Annotated in this window: 18 protein-coding genes and 2 pseudogenes; 6 read left to right on the top strand and 14 right to left on the bottom strand. The window is 70.0% G+C overall.

Going from position 1 to position 19,662, the window contains the following annotated elements:
* Positions 1-75: 75 nt before the first annotated feature.
* From thrS to ACFX43_RS14405, 11 genes are all read right to left on the bottom strand, one after another.
* Positions 76-1,374, bottom strand: a complete 1,299-nt coding sequence (thrS, locus tag ACFX43_RS14455; RefSeq protein ID WP_378825118.1) for a threonine--tRNA ligase — start codon at positions 1,372-1,374, stop codon at positions 76-78.
* A gap of 205 nt (positions 1,375-1,579) precedes the next feature.
* Positions 1,580-2,347, bottom strand: a complete 768-nt coding sequence (locus ACFX43_RS14450) for a pseudouridine synthase (RefSeq protein WP_160023742.1) — start codon at positions 2,345-2,347, stop codon at positions 1,580-1,582.
* Positions 2,344-3,024 carry an SMC-Scp complex subunit ScpB gene (scpB, locus tag ACFX43_RS14445; protein WP_378825095.1) on the bottom strand — a complete coding sequence of 227 codons (681 nt, stop codon included), beginning with the start codon at positions 3,022-3,024 and terminating at the stop codon, positions 2,344-2,346. Before scpB ends, ACFX43_RS14450 begins: the two co-directional genes overlap by 4 nt.
* The gene (locus ACFX43_RS14440; protein ID WP_378825075.1) at positions 3,017-3,922 is read right to left on the bottom strand and encodes a segregation and condensation protein A; all 906 of its coding nucleotides are present in this window, start codon (positions 3,920-3,922) and stop codon (positions 3,017-3,019) included. The genes scpB and ACFX43_RS14440 overlap by 8 nt, the downstream gene beginning before the upstream one ends.
* A 29-nt stretch (positions 3,923-3,951) precedes the next feature.
* A complete protein-coding gene (locus ACFX43_RS14435) occupies positions 3,952-4,317 on the bottom strand; it encodes a hypothetical protein (protein ID WP_378825066.1) in 366 nt (121 codons plus the stop codon).
* Positions 4,299-5,249 (bottom strand): ParA family protein, encoded by a 951-nt coding sequence (locus ACFX43_RS14430; protein ID WP_378840889.1) that lies wholly within the window; start codon positions 5,247-5,249, stop codon positions 4,299-4,301. The genes ACFX43_RS14435 and ACFX43_RS14430 overlap by 19 nt, the downstream gene beginning before the upstream one ends.
* Before the next feature lie 303 nt (positions 5,250-5,552).
* Entirely contained in the window at positions 5,553-5,699 is a 147-nt protein-coding gene (locus ACFX43_RS14425) for a hypothetical protein (RefSeq protein ID WP_350839477.1), read from the bottom strand.
* A 30-nt stretch (positions 5,700-5,729) separates the two neighbouring features.
* Positions 5,730-8,348, bottom strand: coding sequence for a DEAD/DEAH box helicase (locus ACFX43_RS14420; RefSeq protein WP_378825051.1), 2,619 nt, complete (start codon positions 8,346-8,348; stop codon positions 5,730-5,732).
* Positions 8,345-9,241: a site-specific tyrosine recombinase XerD gene (gene xerD, locus ACFX43_RS14415; RefSeq protein ID WP_378840886.1), complete on the bottom strand. Its 897-nt coding sequence runs from the start codon at positions 9,239-9,241 to the stop codon at positions 8,345-8,347. The genes ACFX43_RS14420 and xerD overlap by 4 nt, the downstream gene beginning before the upstream one ends.
* A gap of 193 nt (positions 9,242-9,434) precedes the next feature.
* Positions 9,435-10,550, bottom strand: coding sequence for an alanine dehydrogenase (gene ald, locus ACFX43_RS14410; RefSeq protein WP_378825041.1), 1,116 nt, complete (start codon positions 10,548-10,550; stop codon positions 9,435-9,437).
* Between the two features lie 136 nt (positions 10,551-10,686).
* Positions 10,687-11,328: an NUDIX domain-containing protein gene (locus tag ACFX43_RS14405; RefSeq protein ID WP_378825030.1), complete on the bottom strand. Its 642-nt coding sequence runs from the start codon at positions 11,326-11,328 to the stop codon at positions 10,687-10,689.
* Positions 11,329-11,350: 22 nt separating this feature from the next.
* Between ACFX43_RS14405 and pepN the strand changes: the two genes are divergently transcribed.
* Positions 11,351-13,789 (top strand): aminopeptidase N, encoded by a 2,439-nt coding sequence (gene pepN, locus ACFX43_RS14400; RefSeq protein WP_378825018.1) that lies wholly within the window; start codon positions 11,351-11,353, stop codon positions 13,787-13,789.
* A 90-nt stretch (positions 13,790-13,879) separates the two neighbouring features.
* Positions 13,880-14,266, top strand: a pseudogene (locus ACFX43_RS14395) (SRPBCC family protein); the annotation flags it as partial.
* A 312-nt stretch (positions 14,267-14,578) separates the two neighbouring features.
* Here the strand turns inward: ACFX43_RS14395 and ACFX43_RS14390 are convergent.
* Positions 14,579-14,728 (bottom strand): annotated as a pseudogene (locus ACFX43_RS14390) (hypothetical protein); the annotation flags it as partial.
* Positions 14,729-14,810: 82 nt separating this feature from the next.
* On the opposite strand from ACFX43_RS14390, the gene ACFX43_RS14385 reads away from it, so the two are divergent.
* Positions 14,811-15,698, top strand: coding sequence for a diiron oxygenase (locus tag ACFX43_RS14385; protein WP_378824998.1), 888 nt, complete (start codon positions 14,811-14,813; stop codon positions 15,696-15,698).
* A 9-nt stretch (positions 15,699-15,707) separates the two neighbouring features.
* Here ACFX43_RS14385 and ACFX43_RS14380 read toward each other — a convergent pair whose 3' ends face one another.
* A complete protein-coding gene (locus ACFX43_RS14380) occupies positions 15,708-16,286 on the bottom strand; it encodes a TetR/AcrR family transcriptional regulator (RefSeq protein WP_378824989.1) in 579 nt (192 codons plus the stop codon).
* 60 nt (positions 16,287-16,346) lie between these two features.
* Positions 16,347-17,531 carry an acyl-CoA dehydrogenase family protein gene (locus tag ACFX43_RS14375; RefSeq protein WP_378824974.1) on the bottom strand — a complete coding sequence of 395 codons (1,185 nt, stop codon included), beginning with the start codon at positions 17,529-17,531 and terminating at the stop codon, positions 16,347-16,349.
* Positions 17,532-17,671: 140 nt separating this feature from the next.
* Here ACFX43_RS14375 and ACFX43_RS14370 point away from each other — a divergent pair, with 140 nt between their 5' ends.
* From ACFX43_RS14370 to ACFX43_RS14360, 3 genes are read left to right on the top strand one after another with little or no spacing between them, the layout of a single operon-like run.
* The gene (locus tag ACFX43_RS14370; protein WP_378824948.1) at positions 17,672-18,343 is read left to right on the top strand and encodes a YceI family protein; all 672 of its coding nucleotides are present in this window, start codon (positions 17,672-17,674) and stop codon (positions 18,341-18,343) included.
* Between the two features lie 39 nt (positions 18,344-18,382).
* Positions 18,383-18,886 carry a sigma-70 family RNA polymerase sigma factor gene (locus tag ACFX43_RS14365; RefSeq protein ID WP_378824929.1) on the top strand — a complete coding sequence of 168 codons (504 nt, stop codon included), beginning with the start codon at positions 18,383-18,385 and terminating at the stop codon, positions 18,884-18,886.
* A complete protein-coding gene (locus ACFX43_RS14360; protein ID WP_378824916.1) occupies positions 18,883-19,653 on the top strand; it encodes an anti-sigma factor family protein in 771 nt (256 codons plus the stop codon). The genes ACFX43_RS14365 and ACFX43_RS14360 overlap by 4 nt, the downstream gene beginning before the upstream one ends.
* Positions 19,654-19,662 lie beyond the last annotated feature (9 nt).

Below are 19,662 nucleotides of genomic sequence, written 5' to 3'. Positions count from 1 at the left end.
GCGAGAATGGTGTGCGATAGCGCTGGGCGGTGTGGCGCGTCGGCTGGAGTCCGCCGACCCGTTACGGCCCAGATCTCACCAGGAGATCTCAACCGCCCGAGACACGTACGCCGCCTTCATCACCGCCACCAGATCGTCGACAACGACCCGCCGCTCGATGCCGGCCGAGACGTCGCGTACCTGAACCTGGCCGGCGTCGGCCTCGACCGCCCCGATGACCGCGATCAACGGCTCACGCCGGCGACGAGACTCCCGGATCCTGCCGCCGAGAGAGCCACCCGCGTCCAGACGCGGACGGAGACCCTCTGCCACGAGCGCATCGACGAGCCTGCGCGCCGCGGAGTCCTGGGATGCGGAGACCGGGAGCACGGCGATCTGGGCCGGCGCCAGCCACAGCGGTAGCCGACCCTGGTAGCGCTCCAGGAGGGCGGCGGTGACGCGCTCCATCGAGCCGACGGTGCCACGGTGGACCATCACGACCCGCTGCTGCGAACCATCTGCGGCGTCGAAGGTGAGGTCGAACCGCTCGGGCTGGTTGAAGTCGACCTGGACGGTGGCGATGGTCTCTTCACGTCGAAGCGGAGCCCGAGACGATCCAACGAGACCGGCGGGGTCGATGACCTGCAGGTCGAGCTTCGGTCCGTAGAACGCCGCCTCGCCCAGTGCCACGACAACCTCGACGCCGGCCTCGGCCGCTGCCTTCCTCAGCGCCTCTTCGGCACCGTCCCACTGTTCGACGGAGCCGAGGTAGGACGGGGAGGCGTCGCGGAGGGAGAGGCGTACGTAGTCGACCCGCAGACCGAGGATCTCCTGGGCCTTCAGTGCCGAGCGCAGTGCCTTCCCTGCCTCCTCGGCCACCTGGTCGGGGCGGCAGAAGACGTGGGTGTCGTCGAGGTTGATCTGGCGTACCCGGCTCAGGCCCGAGAGCACCCCGGAGCGTTCGGCGCGGAACATCGGGGCGAGCTCGTGCAGCCGGATCGGGAGCTCGCGGTAGGAGTGCTGGCGGGCCTTGTAGACCAGCGCATGGTGGGGGCAGTTGGCGGGGCGGAGCACGAGCTCGTCGCCGCTCTCCCCCGCCGCGCCCGACCCCATCGCCATCGGCGGGAACATGTCCTCGGCGAACTTCGCCCAGTGACCCGAGCGCTCGAAGAGCGCGCGTTTCCCGAGCACCGGGGTCTTGACCGGTACGCACCCGTCGGCCCTGGCGAGGTCGGCCGCGAGCCGCTCCAGCTCGGCGAAGATGACGGCCCCGTCGGGCAGCCAGAGCGGCAGGCCTGAGCCGGCCAGCGGGTCGGTGGCAAAGATGGCGAGGTCGCGGTTGAGTTCACGATGGTCGAAGCGGAGCTCGAGACGGTCAGCGGGGTCGAGGTTCATAGGTGTGTGCTCCTAAGGTCGAGGCCCGGAGCACCACCGCCAGCGACGAGAACCGCCCCGGAGCAATGCTCCGGGGCGGTCTGCGAAGAGTGGACAGCAGGTCAGCGCCGGAGTGGGTCCGGCGTCGTCGTGCTCATCGCGCGCTGCTGCATGCCTCTCACCCTAGCGACCCAGGAAGGCGTACGCACCAGGGTTTCTGAGCTCCTCAGAGCTCAGTGGTGTCGAGGAGCTCGCCGAGCTCCTCGCGGGAGAGGTCGCGCATCTCGCCGGGCTTCATGGTGCCGAGCCGGACCGGGCCGATCCGGGTGCGGGTCAGCCGCGTGACCGGGTGGCCGAGGTGGTCGAGGAGGCGGCGCACGATGCGGTTGCGTCCCTCGTGGATGACCAGCTCGATGATCGACTTGTCCTTGCGGGTCTCCATGATCCGGGCCTTGGTGACGGTCACCGGGCCGTCCTCGAGGGTGACACCGGCGAGGAGCCGCTTGCGTACGTTGGGGAAGATCTCGCCACTGACCTCGGCGACATAGGTCTTGTCGACCTCGTAGCTGGGATGGGCCAGCCGGTGGGCGAAGTCACCGTCGTTGGTGAGGATGATCAGGCCCTCGGTGTCGGTGTCGAGGCGGCCGACGTGGAACAGACGCTCCGGGCGGTCGGCGACCAGGTCGGAGAGGTTGCGGCGGCCCTCCGGGTCGCTCATCGTCGAGACCACGCCACGCGGCTTGTTGAGGGCCAGGTAGACCTTGCCGGAGATCGGCGGGAGCCGCTTGCCGTCGACGCGTACGACGTCCTTGCCGGGGTCGACCTTGGTGCCGAGGCGGGTGACCACCTCGCCGTTGACCTCGACGGAGCCGTTGAGCATCAGGATCTCGCTGCCGCGACGCGACGCGATGCCGGCCAGCGCCAGCAGCTTCTGGAGCCGGATCAGGCCCTCGTCGTCCAGCGGCAGATCGTCACGCTCAGGCAGGTCACTCACGCTTGCGATTCTGCCGCATCGTCAGAGTCGGACCCATTCGCCGCGCCTTCTTCGGGCTGCGCGGCGAGCTCCTCCTGGCTGACCTGCTCGGTCAACTCCTCCTCCATGTCGGCGAGGTCGGGCAGGTAGGGAGCCAGCTCCGGCAGCTCGCCGAGGTCGGTGATGCCGATCCGCTCGAGGAAGTAGCCGGTGGTGCGATAGAGGTTGGCGCCTGTCTCGTGGTCCTGTCCGGCCTCCTCGACGAGGCCGCGGGTGAGCAGCGTACGCATCACGCCGTCGACGTTGACGCCACGGATCGCGGAGACCCGGGCGCGCGAGACGGGCTGCTTGTAGGCGACCACGGCCAGCGTCTCCAGGGCCGCCTGGGTGAGCCGGGCCTGCTGGCCCTCGAGCACGAAGCCCTCGACGACCGCGGCGTACTCCTCGCGGGTGTAGAAGCGCCAGCCGCCCGCCACGTTGCGCAGGTCGAAGCCGCGGCCCTGCTCGGTGTATTCGGCCGCCAGGGCCTCCAGGGCGTCGATCACCTCGGCCGTCGGGTGGCCGACCGCCGAGGCCAGCGAGGCCGCCGCCAGCGGCTCGTCGGCGACCATCAGCACCGCCTCGAGCGCGGGCCGCAGGTCGGCGAACTCGATCGCCAGGGTCTCCTCGGTGGTCTCCCCTGTCGCAGCCTCAGTCATCGTCCTTCTCCCCGTCATCGGCGCCGCCCTCCGCGGGCGGCTGCCCCTCGAACTCGTCCTGGATCAGCTCATCGACATCGAGCGCCTCGTCGCCGGTCCAGCGTACGGTCAGCTCGCCCAGCGCGGTGACCTGGTCGAAGGCGACCGCACCTTCACGGAAGAGCTCCAGCAGCGAGAGGAACCGGGCCACGGTGGTCAACGTGTCCGGCGAGTCGGAGCAGAGGCCACGGAAGGTCACCTGCCCGCCGGCGCGCAGCCGCTCGATGACCAGCGCCGCCTGCTCCTTGACCGAGACCTTCGAGCCGTGGATGTGGGCGAGCCCGATCTCGGGCGGACCCGGCTTGGGCGCCATCGCAGCCGCGGCGAGCTGGGCGAACTGCTCCAGCCCGATCCCGATCAGCACCTCGGGCAACAGCCCCGCATAGCGCGGCTCGAGCTGGACCGAGCGTGGGTGTCGCTTGGACTCCTTCGCGAGCCGCTCGCCGAAGACGGCCGCGACCTGCTTGAACGCCTTGTACTGCAGCAGCCGCGCGAAGAGGAGGTCGCGCGCCTCGAGCAGCGCGAGGTCCTCCTCGTCCTCGACGTCGCCCTGCGGCAGCAGCCGAGCCGCCTTCAGGTCGAGCAGCGTGCTCGCGACCAGCAGGAAGTTGGAGGTCTGCTCGAGGTCCCAGACACCCTTTCCCCCGCCCTCGGGCGACCTCTCGGCGGCGCCCTTCTTGACGTAGGCGATGAACTCGTCGGTCACCGTGGCCAGGGAGACCTCGGTGATGTCGAGCTTGTGCTTGGCGATCAGGCTGAGCAGCAGGTCGAAGGGGCCCTCGAAGTTGCCGAGGTGCACCTCGAACCCGCCGGCGCCGCTCGACTCCTGCTCCTCGGCCCCGTCCGGGGCGTCCGTCATCTGTGCGGCCGTCCGACCATCGAGCACCGTCACTCGGCGAGCCGGTGCACGAGGGCGCTGTCGTCCCCGTACTCCTCGAGGTCGGCCAGCACGATCGCGAGCGCCTCGCGCACCAGCCGGCCGCGGTCGACCGCGATGCTGTGCTTGGCCCGCAGGTTGAGCCGGGCGTGCTCGAGGTCGAGCAGCTCCTCGGAGGTGATGTAGACCGTCATCTTCTCGTCATGACGTACGCGGCCGCTGGACCGCTTCTTGGCGGCCGGCGTCTCCTCGGCCGGCTCGGGCACGGCGTGCACCGGGCGGGCCTTCGCCTCGGCGGCCGCCGCGGTGGCAGCACCGTCGGACGTACGCCGGAAGAGGTCGTCGGCAGCCGGAACCCTCACTCGCCGCGTTGCCATCGGGCCAGCACCTCCTTGGCGAGCATGCGGTAGGAGTCGGCGCCGGTGGAGCTGGATGCGTACTCGGTGATCGGCTCGCCGACCACGGTGGAGTCGGCGAACTTCACGGTGCGGCGGATGACGCTGTGGAAGACGCGGTCGCCCCAGCCGTTGACGAGGGTCTCCATGACCTCGCGGCTGTGCATGGTGCGGCTGTCGTACATCGTGCCCAGTATTCCGTCGATCTTCAGACGCGGGTTGAGCCGCTCCTGAACCTTGTCGATGGTGTCCTTGAGCAGGGCGACGCCACGCAGCGCGAAGTATTCGCACTCCAGCGGCACGACAACGGAGTCGGAGGCGGTGAGCGCGTTGACGGTCAGCAGGCCCAGGCTCGGCTGGCAGTCGATGAGGATCACGTCGTAGTTGGCGACGGCGGGAGCCAGCGCGCGGGCCAGGGTCTGCTCGCGGGCGACCTCCTGGACCAGCTGCACCTCGGCGGCGGAGAGGTCGATGTTGGCCGGGAGCAGGTCGACACCGTCGATGCCGGAGGGGACGACGACGTCGTCGAGCGTGATGTCACGCTCCATCAGCAGGTTGTAGACGGTCAGCTCGATCTCGTTGGGCTGGAGACCCAGACCGACCGAGAGCGACCCCTGCGGGTCGAAGTCGACCATCAGGACCTTGCGGCCGTGCTCGGCCAGCGCGGCACCCAGGTTGATGGTGGTCGTGGTCTTGCCGACGCCACCCTTCTGGTTGACCATCGCGACCGTGCGCGCGGGGCCGCCGGTGGCGGGGCCGGGCTCGGGGAGGTTGGGCCAGGGGCGACCGGTCGGGCCCTTCTTGTTCTTGCCCGGGCCGTCGAACGAGCCCGCGTCGGGCTCGGGGGCGTTGGCGCGCAGCCGGGCCGAGGGCGGATAGGCCGGCGGCGGGGCTGCCGGCGTCTGCGGAGGCATCTGCGGCGCGGTCGCACCACCTGCTCCGAAATAGCTGTCTTCCATTCCTCCACCCCCGGTTCAGTTGCCGCGGCCCTGGGACGATCACGGCTAGCGGGTCTATATGTCGACACGGCGACTCTAAGACCCGGATCTGCGCGACTGTAGGAGCCGCGCCGGGCGTGTCACAAGGCAAATCCGGGTGATTCTGCTACGCGACCGGAATCTGTTGATGACCTGTGCACTTGGCGCACCGCCAGCCCCACAGGAAGGGCCTTCGATGTGGAGAAACCTGTGGATGAATCTCCGCTCGGACAGCCGGTCTCAGTGCGACCGGCGGCGCTTCTGGAACTGGTCGTAGGCCTTGCCCGCAGCGTCCTTGATCTTCTTCTGGTTCTCGGGCTTGCGAGCCTCGTTGGCGATCTTGGCGATGGCCGCGACGACGACGGGGTTCTTCAGTAGCTTGCGCACGCCCCAACGCTAGCGGAACGGAGCAACCCGTCACAGCCGACGCATCGCCACCGTCGCCAGAACCAGCTCACCGGCCTCGTCGCTCGCGTCCAGGTCGGCCACCGCCTCGATCACCCAGTCGTGGTCGCCGGCCGGGTCGTCGAGGGTCTGGATGACCCGCCAGATGCGGGTCTCGTCGTACGTCTCGTCATCCTCGTCGACGCCCGCGGGAGCGCCGCGCTCGGCTGTCCAGGTGAGCAGCTTGGGCGAGCGCGAGTCGGCGGAGATGCCCACGTCGTCGTGCTCGGCGAAGTAGGCCTCGAGGGCGTCGTCCCAGCGGGACCTGGTCATCACGACGTCGCGCGCGGGCTCGACCCGGTCGGCGGCGGAGCGCTCCAGCGACATCAGCGTGTCGAGGTCGTCTCGCGAGACCGCGTCGACCCGGGCCCACATCGCGTTGCGGACCATGATCTCGAACGCACGGGTCTGCTGGGACAACGACCGCGGCGGCGGTGGCGCCTCGTGGTGGGCGACGGCCGACGGGATGTGCTCGGGGTCGGAGAGCGCCTCCCACTCGTCCAGCAGCGAGGAGTCGGTCTGCCGGATCGTCTCCCCCAGCCACTCGACCAGGTCCTCGATCTCGGGGCTCTTGTGGGTCTCGGGGAGGGTGTGCCGGAAGGTGCGGTAGGCGTCGGTCAGGTAGCGCAGGACCAGGCCTTCGGAGCGGGCGAGCTGGTAGCGGCGTACGACGTCGGTGAAGGTCATCCCCTGCTCGTACATCTCGCGCAGGATCGACTTCGGGTCGAGGGCGTCCTCGGGCAGCCACGGGTGGGTTCCGCGGTAGACCTCGAAGAGCGCCTCGAGCCGCTCGGCCATCGGCTTGGGCCAGGTGATCTCCTCGATGAGGGCCATCCGCTCGTCGTACTCGACGCCGTCGGCCTTCATGTTCTCGATCGCCTTGCCGCGGGCCTCGTGCTGCTGGGCGAAGAGGATCTGGCGCGGGGGCTCGAGGACGGACTCGATCACCGAGACGATCTCGAGGGTGTGCTCGGGCGACTCCGGATCGAGCGTGTCCAGCGCGGCGAGGGCGAAGTGCGCCAGCGGCTGGTTGAGCGCGAAGTCGGCGGGAAGGTCCTCGGTGAGGACATAGCGACGCCCGTACGTGTCAGGCTCGGCGAGCCTGGTCAGGACCCCGCTGTGGACCAGGGAGCGGGTCAGCCGCAAGGCCCGGCGGGCGAGCTTGAGCTGGGTGCGCCGCTCCTCGTGGTTGTCCATGGTGATCCGGCGCATCACCTCGAAGGCGTCCTCGTCGCGCGCGACGACGTTGAGGATCATCGAGTTGTCGACCTTCATCTTGCTCTGCAGCGGCTCGGGCGCGCCGTCGACGAGCTTGGTGAACGTCGCCTCGGTCCACACGACCGTGCCCTCCGGCGGCTTCTTGAGCTGGGCCTTGGAGTTCTTCTTGCCGGCCTTGCGGCGCTCCTCGGACTTCGCCTTGGCCTTCTCGTTCTCGATGATGTGCTCGGGGGCCTGGACGACGACGTAGCCCTGGGTGTCGAAGCCCGCCCGCCCGGCTCTTCCTGCGATCTGGAGGAACTCCCTGGTCCGCAGGATGCGCTGGCGGCGGCCGTCGAACTTGGCCAGGCCGGTGAAGAGCACCGTGCGGATCGGGACGTTGATGCCGACGCCGAGGGTGTCGGTGCCGGCGATGACCTTGAGCAGCCCGGCCTGGGCGAGCTGCTCGACCAGTCTTCTGTATCTGGGCAGCATGCCGGCGTGGTGGACGCCGATGCCCTTGCGCAGCAGCTTGGAGAGGGTCTTGCCGAAGCCGGCGGCGAAGCGGACCGGCTCGAGCCGCTTGGCGATCTGGTCCTTCTCCTCGTTGGAGAGCTTCAGCCAGCCGGCGTTGAGCAGGGAGGTGCCGTGGGTGACGGCGTCCTTCTGGGTGAAGTGGACGACGTAGACGGGCGCCTGGCCGGTGGTGACGAGCTCCTCGAGGGTCTCCTGAAGCGGCGTGAGGCGCCAGTCGAAGGTGAGCGGAACGGGTCGTTCCGCTTGGTCGACGAGGACGGTCTCGCGGCCGTTTCGCCTGGTCATGTCCTTGGCCAGGGCGCTGGTGTCACCGAGGGTCGCGGAGAGCAGCAGGAACTGGGCCTGCGGGAGCTCGAGCAGCGGCACCTGCCACGCCCAACCACGGTCGGGCTCACCGTAGTAGTGGAACTCGTCCATGATCACGAGCCCGACGTCGGCGTGCTTTCCTTCTCGCAGCGCGAGGTTGGCGAGCACCTCGGCGGTGCAGCAGATGATCGGGGCATCGGCGTTGACGCTCGCGTCGCCGGTGAGCATCCCGACGTTCTCAGCTCCGAAGGTCTCCACGAGATCGAAGAACTTCTCGCTGACCAGCGCCTTGATCGGGGCGGTGTAGAAGGAGACCTTGTCCTCGGCCAGCGCCGCCGCGTGCGCGCCGGCCGCGACCAGCGACTTCCCCGAGCCCGTCGGCGTCGCCAGGATGACGTTGTCGCCGGCCAGGATGGACATGATCGCCTCGTCCTGGTGGGGGTAGAGGCTGCGGCCGCTCCCCTCGGCCCACGCAACGACCGCCTCATAGACGTCGTCGGGGCTCGCTCCGACCTTGGGGATCCAGTCGCCGGGTTTCGTCGAAACGGTCACAGGGCCCTCGGGTGTGCGGTCGCAAAGACCTCTCGGAGATTGTCCACGGTGACAAGAGTGTAGATCTGGGTGGTGGTCACCGACGCATGGCCCAGCAGCTCCTGCACGACACGTACGTCGGCACCGCCGTCCAGCAGGTGGGTGGCGAAGGAGTGGCGCAGGGTGTGGGGCGAGACGTCCTTGTGGATCCCGGCGCGCTCGGCAGCGCGGGTCAGGACGGTCCAGGCCGACTGGCGGGAGAGACGGCCACCGCGGGCGTTGAGGAAGAGCGCGCCGCCTGAACGGGCGGCTGCGAGATCGGGGCGAGCACGGGTCAGGTAGGCCTCGACCGCTTCGATGGCGTAGGAACCGACCGGGACGATCCGCTCCTTGCCGCCCTTGCCTCGCAGGAGTACGACGTGGTCGACCCGGTCGAGGTCGTCGACGTCGAGGCCGACCGCCTCGGAGATGCGGGCGCCGGTGCCGTAGAGCACCTCGAGGAGGGCTCGGTCGCGCAGTGCGAGCGGTGTCCCGGGTGCGCCCGCCGCCTCCAGGATCGCCTCCACGTCGGCCAGCGGCAGTGCCTTGGGGAGCCGCTTCTCCGCGCGCGGCGGCTTCACGTGGCCGGCCGGGTTGGCCTCGACCAGCCCGTCGGCCACCGCGAACTTGTGGAACCCGCGCACCGCGACGACCGTCCGCGCCGCCGAGGTCGCGCTGAGCGCCGGGTGCTCCTCGCTGCCTTCGCGCAGGTGTGCCAGGAACCCCGACACCGTCGCCTCTGAGACCCCGGCGAGGTCGTCGACGCGCTGCTGGGCCAGGAACTCGGCGTACCTCCTCAGGTCGCGCCGGTAGGACGACAGCGTGTTGGCCGCCAGCCCCCGCTCGACCGTGAGGTGGTCGAGGTAGGTGCGCATCGCGTGCTCGACCGCAGTAGCGGAGCTCGAGACGTTCGATGCGGCGGTCACGGGTCCATCCAACCAGGGGTGGTGGATCCGGTCGGGGAGGAATACCCGGTTAACCGGGTATTCCGGCACTTCTCGGGCATTGCAATGCCTGAGAAGTGCCGGAATTGCCTGTACGGCGTGACTCCTGTGACTCCTGTGGAGATCAGCCGAGCACGTCCGCGAGCGCGACGGAGTCGATCCCGACCGCTTCGCCGACGGGTCCGTAGGTGAGCTGGCCGGCGTGGGTGTTGAGGCCCTTGGCGAGCGCGGCGTCGTCACGGAGCGCCTGGACCCAGCCCTTGTTGGCCAGGGCGACGGCGTACGGCATGGTCGCGTTCGTGAGCGCGTAGGTGGAAGTGTTCGGGACCGCACCGGGCATGTTGGCCACGCAGTAGAAGGTCGAGTTGTGGACCTGGTAGGTCGGGTCCGCGTGGGTGGTGGCGTGGGAGTCCTCGAAGCAGCCGCCCTGGTCGATGGCGATGTCGACGAGCACCGAGCCCGGCTTCATCCGCGAGACCAGGTCGTTGGTAACCAGCTTCGGCGCCGCCGCGCCCGGGATCAGCACGGCGCCGATGACCAGGTCGGCCTGGAGCACCTGCTCCTCGAGCGCGAGCTTGTTCGACGCCAGCCCGTGGACCTGGTTGGAGTAGCGCCAGAACGACATCCGCAACTTCTCCAGGTCGGTGTCGAGCAGCGTGACGTCCGCGCCCATCCCCAGCGCGATGTTGGCGGCGTTCTGCCCGGAGACGCCGGCACCGATGATGACGACCTTGGCGTTGGCGACACCGCCGACACCACCCATCAGCGTGCCGCGGCCGCCCTGGGCCTTGAGCAGGTTGTAGGCGCCGACCTGGGGCGCCAGGCAGCCGGCGACCTCCGACATGGGGTAGAGCAGCGGCAGCGCCCGGTTGGGCAGCTCGACGGTCTCGTACGCGATCGCGGTGACCTTCTTGGCCAGCAGCTCCTGGGTCAGCGGCTTGTCGGCGGCCAGGTGGAGGTAGGTGAACAGGGTCAGGCCCTCGCGCAGGCGGTGGTACTCCTCCGCGACCGGCTCCTTGACCTTGAGCACCATGTCGGCGTTGCCCCAGGTCTCGTCGGCGTCACCGAGGATCTTGGCGCCGACCGCGGCGTAGTCGCTGTCCGGGATCGAGGAGCCGACGCCGGCACCGGCCTCGACGAAGACCTCGTGGCCGTTGGCCACGAGCTCGTGGACGCCCGAGGGGGTGATCGCCACCCGGTACTCGTGGTTCTTGACTTCCTTGGGTACGCCGATTCTCATTGTGCTTCTTCCCCTGAATGTGGTGGTCCGTGGGTCTACGGGTCAGCCGGATGTGCGCCGCCTGACGCGGCATGTCTAACCCGGTGTGGCGCAAGTCACCAAAATCACGTCGATCGGTCCTGACCAGACCCCCTGATCAGACTCTGCCACGAGACTTGAGAGCCGCGTACGCAAGCACGGCCTGGACGACCGGTGAGTCGGTCGCCCGGCCGCTCAGCACGGCCTCCAGGAGCTCTTCGAAGGGCACCCAGTGGACGCTCATCTCGGCCTCCTCGTGCTCGAGCTCGAAGCCGTCGCGGTCACTGGCGGTGAGGCCGCGGGCGAGGAAGAAGTGGTGGATCTCCTCGGTGAGCCCGGGTGAGGCGTACGTCGAGAGCAGCGGCGTCCACTCGGCGGCCTCATGGGCCACCTCCTCGCGCAGCTCGCGCACGGCGACTTCTAGGGGGTCCTCGCCGGGATAGTCGATCAGGCCCGCCGGCAGCTCGACGAAGCGCCGCTTCGCGGGATGGCGGTACTGGGTGATGACCAGGGCCCGCTCCTCCTCGTCGAGCGCCAGCACGACCGCGGCGCCTGGGTGCTCGACCACCAGGCGACGGAAGGGCTCCTCGTCCTCGTGGCCGGGGCGGTTGATCCGGTCGGCGCGCAGCGCGACCACCCAGCCGTCACGGTGGAGGTCCTCGCTCGAGGCGACCGGCCAGCTCTCCGGGACGTCCCACTCGGTGAGCGGTCCCGGGTCCAGCGGCACGGGCGAGTCGGAAATTCGTGCGTCCGATGTCATGGCCCGAGGCTACCCTCGGCTCATGTCTGCGACCTCCCCCGCCGCCCCTGCCTCACTCACCCAGGAGGAGGCGGCCGCGCGGGCCGCCACGGTCTCCGTCGAGCGCTACGACATCTCGCTCGACATGACCGGCCTGCTGGAGGGCGAGACGCTCTCCAGCGTCTCCACGATCACCTTCTCCGCCACCCCGGGCTCGAGCACGTTCGTCGACTGCGTGGCCGAGGTCAGCGCGGCCGCGCTCAACGGCACGGAGCTCGACCTCGCCACGATCAGCGCCGGCCGGATCCCGCTCGAGGGCCTCGCCGAGACCAACACCCTGGTCGTGACCGCCTCCCAGTCCGACACGGCCTCCTCCGAGGGCGTGCTGCGCACGGTCGACCCCTCGGACGGCAACGTCTACGTGTGGACCTCCTTCGAGCCCGACGACGCTCGCCGGCTGTGGGCCTGCTTCGACCAGCCCGACCTCAAGGCCGTGCACGGGTTCACCGTGACCGCTCCCGAGCAGTGGACGGTGCTCTCCAACTCCGCGCCCGCGAGCGTCTCTGAGGAGGCAGCCGGCGCGCGGACGTGGGTCTTCGAGGACACTCCCCCGCTCTCGACGTACGTCGTAGTCGTCAACGCCGGGCCGTTCGTCGAGGTACGCGAGGAGCGCGGCGGCTACGACCTGGGGCTCTACGCCCGTCAGTCGCTGCGCAGCCAGCTCGAGCGGGACCGGGAGGAGATCCTGCAGGTCACCGAGCACGGGCTGGCCTGGTTCGGCACCAAGTTCGGGATGCCGTTCCCGCAGCGTCGCTACGACCAGATCTTCGTGCCCGACATGGGCGGCGCGATGGAGAACTGGGGCGCGGTCACCCACAGCGACGTGTTCCTCTTCCGTACGGCGCCGACCCAGGCCGACCGGACCGAACGCACCAACGTGGTCCTCCACGAGATGGCGCACATGTGGTTCGGCGACCTGGTCACGATGCGCTGGTGGGACGACCTGTGGCTCAACGAGGCCTTCGCCTCGTGGGCGGCCGTGTGGGCCTCGGCCGCGCTCCCCGACTACGCCGACGTGTGGGCCTCGATCGCGTTGACCGAGAAGAAGGCGGGCTACGACATCGACGCGACGCCGGCCACCCACCCGATCCGCGGGGTGGTGCCCAGCGTCGACGTCGCGATGGCCAACTTCGACGCGATCACCTACATGAAGGGCCAGGCCGTGCTGCAGCAGCTGCACGCCTACATCGGCGAGGAGGCCTACCTCGCCGGACTGCAGTCCTATTTCGCCGAGCACGCCTACGGCAACACCGTCCTCGACGACCTGATGGGCGCCTTCGGCGCGGCCGCGGGCAAGGACCTCTCCGCCTGGACCACCGCGTGGCTCGATCATGCCGGCACCGACGTGGTCACCCTCGCCGACGGCAAGGTGTCGGTCACCAGCCCGGACGGGACCGTACGTCCCCACCGGCTCGACATCGCCTCCTACGACGACTCCGGCGCCCTGCTCGCCACCACTCCGGTCACCGTGGCGGGCGAGCCCGTGGCGGTCTCGCTCCCCGGTGCCGCCGCGCACCTGGTCAACGCAACCGACGTGACCTTCGCGGCGGTGCGCTCGGACGAGGCCAGCGAAGCTTGGCTCGGCCAGAACGCCGGCCTGGTGCCCGATGCGGTGGCGCGGGCGGTCGCGGTCAACAGCGCCTGGACCGCCCTGTTCCGCGGCGAGATCGCCGGCCCCGAGGTCGTCTCGCGCGTCCTCTCGGTCCTCGAGAACGAGCGCAACCCGCAGGTCACCGGCGAGTTCCTGAGCATGGCCGTCACCGCTGCCGAGCTGTGGACGGCGCCCGAGCGGGTCGCCGAGCAGCGCGCGCTGGTCGCCGGAGCGGCCGCCGCGCTCGCCGAGGACCCGGCCAACCGCGACACCGCTCTGCGCGTCGTCGCCGCGCACGCCTCCACGCCCGAGCAGCTCGCGCTGGCCGAGGCAGGGGCCGCCGAGGACGTACAGGTGGCCTGGAGGCTGCTCGGCCGGCGCGCCGAGACGGGCGACTACGACGCCGAGGCGGTCGCCACTCTGGAGGCACGCGACCCGGACCCCGAGTCGTGGGTCAGTGCCCTGGGCGTACGCACCGCGCAGCCGCTCGCGGAGGCCAAGGAGGAGGCCTGGCAGGTGTCCATGATCGAGCGCCGGCTGCCGCGCACCGACGGCGGCTACGCGTTGAGCTCGGCGTTCTGGCGGCCCGGCCAGGAGGAGATCCTGGCTCCGTACGCCCACCGCTATCTCGACGCCGTCGCCGCCATCAGGGGTGGCGGGCTGCTCGCCTACGGGCTCCAGCTCCGCTTCTACCCGGTGCAGGCCGGCGAGGACGTTGCCGCTGCCGCACGCGCTGCCTGCGACGGCGACACGCTGGTGCCCTTCGTCCGGCAGACGATCATCCGGATGGCCGACGTGCACTCGCGGCAGGTCGCGGCTCGCGCGTTGTGAGCGGAGCCCGGAATCCGGGCCGCCAGAAGGTATGGCCCGTGAGGTCGGCGGGTACCCCTCGTGTCGTACGCAATCGAGAGGAGACACGACATGAGCACCATCGAGAAGAGCGTCCAGGTCGCAGTCCCGGTCAGCACCGCGTACGACCAGTGGACCCAGTTCGAGACCTTCCCCCAGTTCATGGAAGGCGTCGAGTCGGTCCAGCAGCTCGACGACAAGCACCTGCACTGGAAGGCCGAGATCGGCGGGGTGACCCGTGAGTGGGACGCCGAGATCGTCGACCAGGTTCCCGACGACCGCATCACCTGGCGCGCCGTCGAGGGCACCAAGAACCAGGGCACCGTGTCCTTCACCCAGGACCAGATGACCAACACGACCCAGGTGACGCTGCGACTGGAGTACGAGCCCGAGGGCGCGGTCGAGAAGACCGGCGACTTCCTCAACATCGTCGACAGGCGGGCCAAGGGCGACCTCGAGCGCTTCAAGGACTTCGTCGAGCACCGCGGCACCGAGACCGGTGCCTGGCGCGGCGNCGATGAGCTGCTTGCCGTCCGCCAGCGGGTCGGTGCCGCCGGTGTGCTGGCGCACCAGGAGCAGGTAGACGTTGGGGTGCTCGGCGATGGTCTCGACGTACGCCGCGACCCCGGCCTCGACCCGCTGGCGGGTCGGCGCGGGGGCGAGCACCGCGTCGACGACCGCGTCGAGGATCTGCCGCGCCGCCCACATCCCCACCGCGGCGTGCAGCTCGGCCTTGTCGGCGAAGTAGCGGTAGAGCACCGGCTTGCTGACCCCGGCCTCTGCGGCGATGTCGGCGATCGAGACCTCGGTCCCGGCCGAGTCGACGGCGCGTACGGCTGCAGACACCAGCTCCGCCCGTCTGGTCTCGCGGTGGGCGTCCCAGCGCGAGGAGCGGCCGTCGTCCTTGACCTTCCGTGTCATGTCCTGCACTCTAGCAACTACCCGTAACTCCGGGTAACACCTAGTTCCATCGCTCAGTCAGACCGCTCAGTCAGGGAGAAGAATGACCATCGCCGACCCGACCTCCGACCGGCTCCTGCGCTCCACCGCCCGCCAGTCCTACGACCCCGAGGTCGACCTCGACTGGGACGCCGCGCCCGTCGAGGGACTGTGGTGGATGCAGCCCGAGCGCGTCTCCCTCTACGGCACCCCGACCTGGGACCGGCTCAGCCAGGAGCAGCAGATCGAGCTCTCGCGGCACGAGGTGGCCAGCATCATGAGCGTCGGGCTGTGGTTCGAGGTGCTGCTGATGCAGCTGCTGCTTCGCGAGGTCTACGGCGCGGACCCGCGCACGGCGCGGACCCAGTACGCGCTGACCGAGATCGGGGACGAGACCCGCCACTCGGTGATGTTCGGCCGGGCGATCGCGGCGATGGGCGCACCGGCGTACGGCCCCCGGCCCGCCGTCCTGCGCATCGGGAAGTTCGCTCCGCTGCTGCACGGACCCAGCGTCTTCTCCGCGACCCTTGTCGGCGAGGAGCCGCTCGACCGGTGGCAGCGCGAGCTGATGAAGGACGAGCGCTGCCAGCCGCTGACCCGGATGGCCTCCCGCATCCACGTCACCGAGGAGGCCCGCCACGTCACCTTCGCCCGCGAGGAGCTGGCCGCGGCGATGTCGCAGAAGATGGGGCGTACGCAGCTCCGGATGCACCAGAACCTCACCGCCCGCTCGGCCTACGTGATGGCGCGCTCGCTGGTCCACCCGGACTGCTACGCGGCCGTCGGCCTCGACCCGATGGCCGCCCGCCGCGAGGCGCTCGGCAACGAGCACTACCGCGCGACGCTGGCGTGGATGGGCGAGAAGATGATGCCGTACCTCACCGAGCACGGGATGGTCTCGGACAAGGACCGCAAGCTGTGGCGGGCGTCCTTCCTGGTGCCGCGCGACTGAGGCGGCGCGTCAGAGCACGGCGAGGCGGTCGACCAGCAGCTCGATCCTGCGCTCGGCGTCCTCCGGCAGGAGACGCCCCGACCGGGTCAGGGTCGCCACTCCGTGCAGGGACGCCCAGAACACCTCGGTGAACAGCTCCGGCTCGACGCCGTCGCCGGCGACCTCGCCCAATGTCTCCATCAGCGCCGCGAAGGCGTCCTTCAGCTGCTCGGGGGTGTCCTCCTGCGCGTACGCCAGGCCCCCGTCGAGCTGGAAGAGGGCGTCGTAGACCGCCGGGTTGCGCTCGGCGAAGTCGAGATAGGCGCGGGCGAGGGCGGCCACCCGATCGAGCGGGGTGCTCGCGGCCGCCGTCGCCGAGCGCATCGCCACAGCCATCTCGGCGGCGCCCTCGAGGGCGACCGCGCCGATGATCTCGCGCTTGCCGCGGAAGTGGCTGTAGAGGACCGGCTGGCTGTATTCGATGCGCTCGGCGAGTCGGCGTGTGGTCACCGCGTCCCAGCCCTGCTGCTCGGCGAGCTCACGGGCCGTCGCCACGATGAGGCGCTCGCGATCAGCTCGCTCGCGCTGCTTGCGCTCCTGTACCGACATGGCTTGATCCTAGCAGCGCTAGACATTCGAGCTGCGGCACCGCCAGCGCCGACTCATCGGTCAGCGGAAGGCGGACTCCCCCGTCAGCGCCTGGCCGATGATGAGCTGGTGGACCTCGCTCGTGCCCTCGTACGTCAGGACCGACTCGAGGTTGTTGGCATGGCGCAGGATCGGGTACTCGAGGGTGACTCCGGCGGCGGCGAGGATGGTGCGGCACTCGCGGGCGATGGCGATGGCCTCGCGGACGTTGTTGAGCTTGCCGAGGGAGATCTGCTCGGAGCGGAGGGTGCCCTCGTCCTTCAGACGGCCCAGGTGGAGTGCGAGGAGCATCGCCTTGCCGAGCTCGAGAGTCATGTCGGCGAGCTTGGTCTGGGTGATCTGGAAACCGGCCAGCGGCTTGTCGTAGATCTCGCGGGAGGCGGCGTACGCGATGGCGGACTCGAGGCAGTCGCGGGCCGCGCCGACGGCGCCGAAGACGATGCCGAAGCGGGCCTCGTTCAGACACGAAAGCGGACCCTTCAGGCCCCTGACGTCGGGGAACGCGGCAGATTCCGGAAGGCGTACGTCGTCGAGGACGATCTCGCCGGTGACCGAGGCACGCAGGGACAGCTTCTGCTTGATCACCGGAGCGGAGAAGCCGGGGGTGTCGGTGGGGACCACGAAGCCGCGGATGCCCTTGCCGTCGGGGGACTCGTCGGTCTGGGCCCACACGACCGCGACGTCGGCGACCGGGGCGTTGGTGATCCACATCTTGGTGCCGTTCAGGATCCAGTCGCCCGAGGCGTCGCGGCGCGCCCGCGTCCGCATCCCGGCCGGATTGGAGCCGAAGTCGGGCTCGGTGAGCCCGAAGCAGCCGATCGCCTCGCCGGCCGCCATCCGCGGCAGCCACTCCTGCTTCTGCTCCTCGCTCCCCCACTTCCAGATCGCGAACATCGCCAGCGAACCCTGCACGGAGACCAGCGAGCGGATCCCGGAGTCGGCCGCCTCGAGCTCCAGGCAGGCCAGGCCGTACGCCGTGGCGCTGGTGCCCGCGCAGCCGTAGCCCTCCAGGTGCATGCCGAGGACGCCCAGCTTGCCGAGCTCGGGCGCGAGCTCGCGGACCGGGACCTCGCCGGCCTCGAACCAGTCGGCGAGGTGCGGCTTGATCTCCTTCTCCGCGAAGGATCTCACCGTGTCGCGGATCGCTCGGTCCTCATCGCCGATGAGGGCCTCGGTGCCGAAGAGCTCGAGCGGGGTCTGGGGCATGGGGTCTCCTTGGGGTCGAGAGAGGGCGCGCTGCCGATTGTGTCACCCGTCACTGGAAGTCGTTCGAACCGTTCGCCACCGCGCTCCGTAGTAGGGGTGAAGGCCGGCATCGGGTCAGCCTCCAGGCGAGAGGAAACGGCGTGCGGACACGTACGAAGGCAGCAGTCGGAATCGGTGTGGCAGTGGTCGTGGTCGGAGGCGCCGCGGTGATCTTCGGACCCGGTTGGTACGCGGACCGGGCCGAGTCCGCAGCCGAAGACAAGCCGAGCCTCAGCGCGTCTGCCGCGCCCGCGGACGGCGCCGACAGCAGCGGGACCTGGACCGTCTCGGACGGCTCTTACGCCGGCTACCGCCTCGACGAGGTGCTCCGGGGCGAGGACGTCACCGTCACCGGCCGCACCGAGGACGTGACCGGCGAGGTCACCATCGCCGATGACGAGGTCACCGAGGCGAGCATCGAGGTGAAGGTGGCCACGATCGCCACCGACTCCGGCAACCGCGACGGCTATTTCCGCGAGAACGCGATCGAGGCCGATCAGTTCCCCACCGCCACCTTCGAGCTGACCGAGCCCGCCGCCCTCGAGGAGGGCGCGACCGAGGTCGCGCTGGTCGGTGACCTCACCGTGCACGGCGAGACGAAGTCGGTGACCGTGGACGCCGAGGTCGGCGGCGACGGCACCAACGCGCTCCAGGTCGTCGGCAGCGTGCCGATCACCTTCGCGGACTTCGGTGTCGAGGCGCCGAACCTGGGCTTCGTGAGCGTCGAGGACACCGGCAGCGTGGAGTTCTCGCTCGACCTGGCCAAGGGCTGATCCGGGACTCTGGGATCCTTGGGGCATGCGGGAGGTGACATGGGTGCGGAGGACGAGCTGCTCGTAGCGGTGCACGACGCCCATTCGGAGGCGCTCTACCGCTACGTCGTACGCCGCACCGGTGACGCCGAGGAGGCGCGGGACGTGGTGCAGGAGACGCTGCTGCGCGCCTGGCGTCATCCGGAGGTGCTGCAGCGGCCCGACGAGGGCGTACGCGCCTGGCTGTTCACCACCGCCCGCAACCTCGTCATCGACGACCTGCGCAGCGCACGCCGGAAACGGGAGTACGCCGCGGAGTCGCCGCCCGAGGCGACGCGGGCGGACGAGACCCAGGCGGTGCTCGACTCCTGGGTCGTCGCCGATGCGCTGCTCGCCCTCTCCGCCGACCACCGTGCGGTGGTGGTGGGCGCCTACTACGGCAGCCGGTCGGTCGCCGAGCTCGCCCACGAGCTCGACATCCCGCCCGGCACGGTCAAGTCCCGGATGCACTACGGTCTGCGAGCCCTGCGTCTCGCCCTGCAAGAGAAGGGGGTCACGTCATGAACGATGACCTGGACGCCTCCGCACATGAGAGGTACGCCGACTGGGACGCGTCCTACGTGCTCGGCGCGCTGAGCCCGAGCGAGCGTAGGGCCTACGAGCGGCACCTGACCAGCTGCAGCGTGTGCCACGACGCCGTCGCCGAGCTCGCCGGGATGCCCGGGCTGCTCGGCGCGCTCTCGCGCGAGGAGGCCGAGGAGCTGCTCGAGGAGCCTGCCGCGGGCGTGACTCCGCCGCTGGCGGAGCTGGCCGGGGCCGTACGCAGGTCGCGGCTGCGCCGCCGGGCGTTCGCGGTCGCGGCCGCCGTCGTCCTCCTCGCCGGCGGCACGGCGATCGGCGGTCTGGTGCTCGGTCGTGACGGCACCCAGCAGCCGATCGCGGCCCCGTCGACCTCCGCCACGCCATCGGGTTCTGCGGGCGCGAACGTACGCACCGTCGACCTGCGGCCGGTGGGCAGCGTCGACATGTGGGCCCAGCTCGTCGTCACCCCGACCTCCTGGGGCACCAAGCTCAAGTGGAGCTGCCACTACCCGCCCGAGCCCGGCAAGAGCCCGCCGGGGCCGTCCGACTATCCGGGTGAGCCGGTGACGTACGACCTGGTGCTGGTCGGCCGCGACGGCGCGCGCACCGTCGCCGGGTCGTGGACCTGGTCGGGTGGAGAGACGCTCGGGCTGGACGCCTCCTCCGCGGTGCCGATCGCCGACGTCGAGCGGGTCGAGATCACCCTCGTCGGCGAGGACACCGCGGTCGCGGCAGCCTCGCTGACCTGAGGCTCTGAA

The sequence above is a fragment of the Nocardioides sp. YIM B13467 genome, from assembly GCF_042788075.1.
In the GTDB taxonomy this organism is placed as follows: domain Bacteria; phylum Actinomycetota; class Actinomycetes; order Propionibacteriales; family Nocardioidaceae; genus Nocardioides.
Note: the sequence above shows the minus strand (reverse complement) of the source record. Positions and strands in the feature narration are given on the sequence as shown.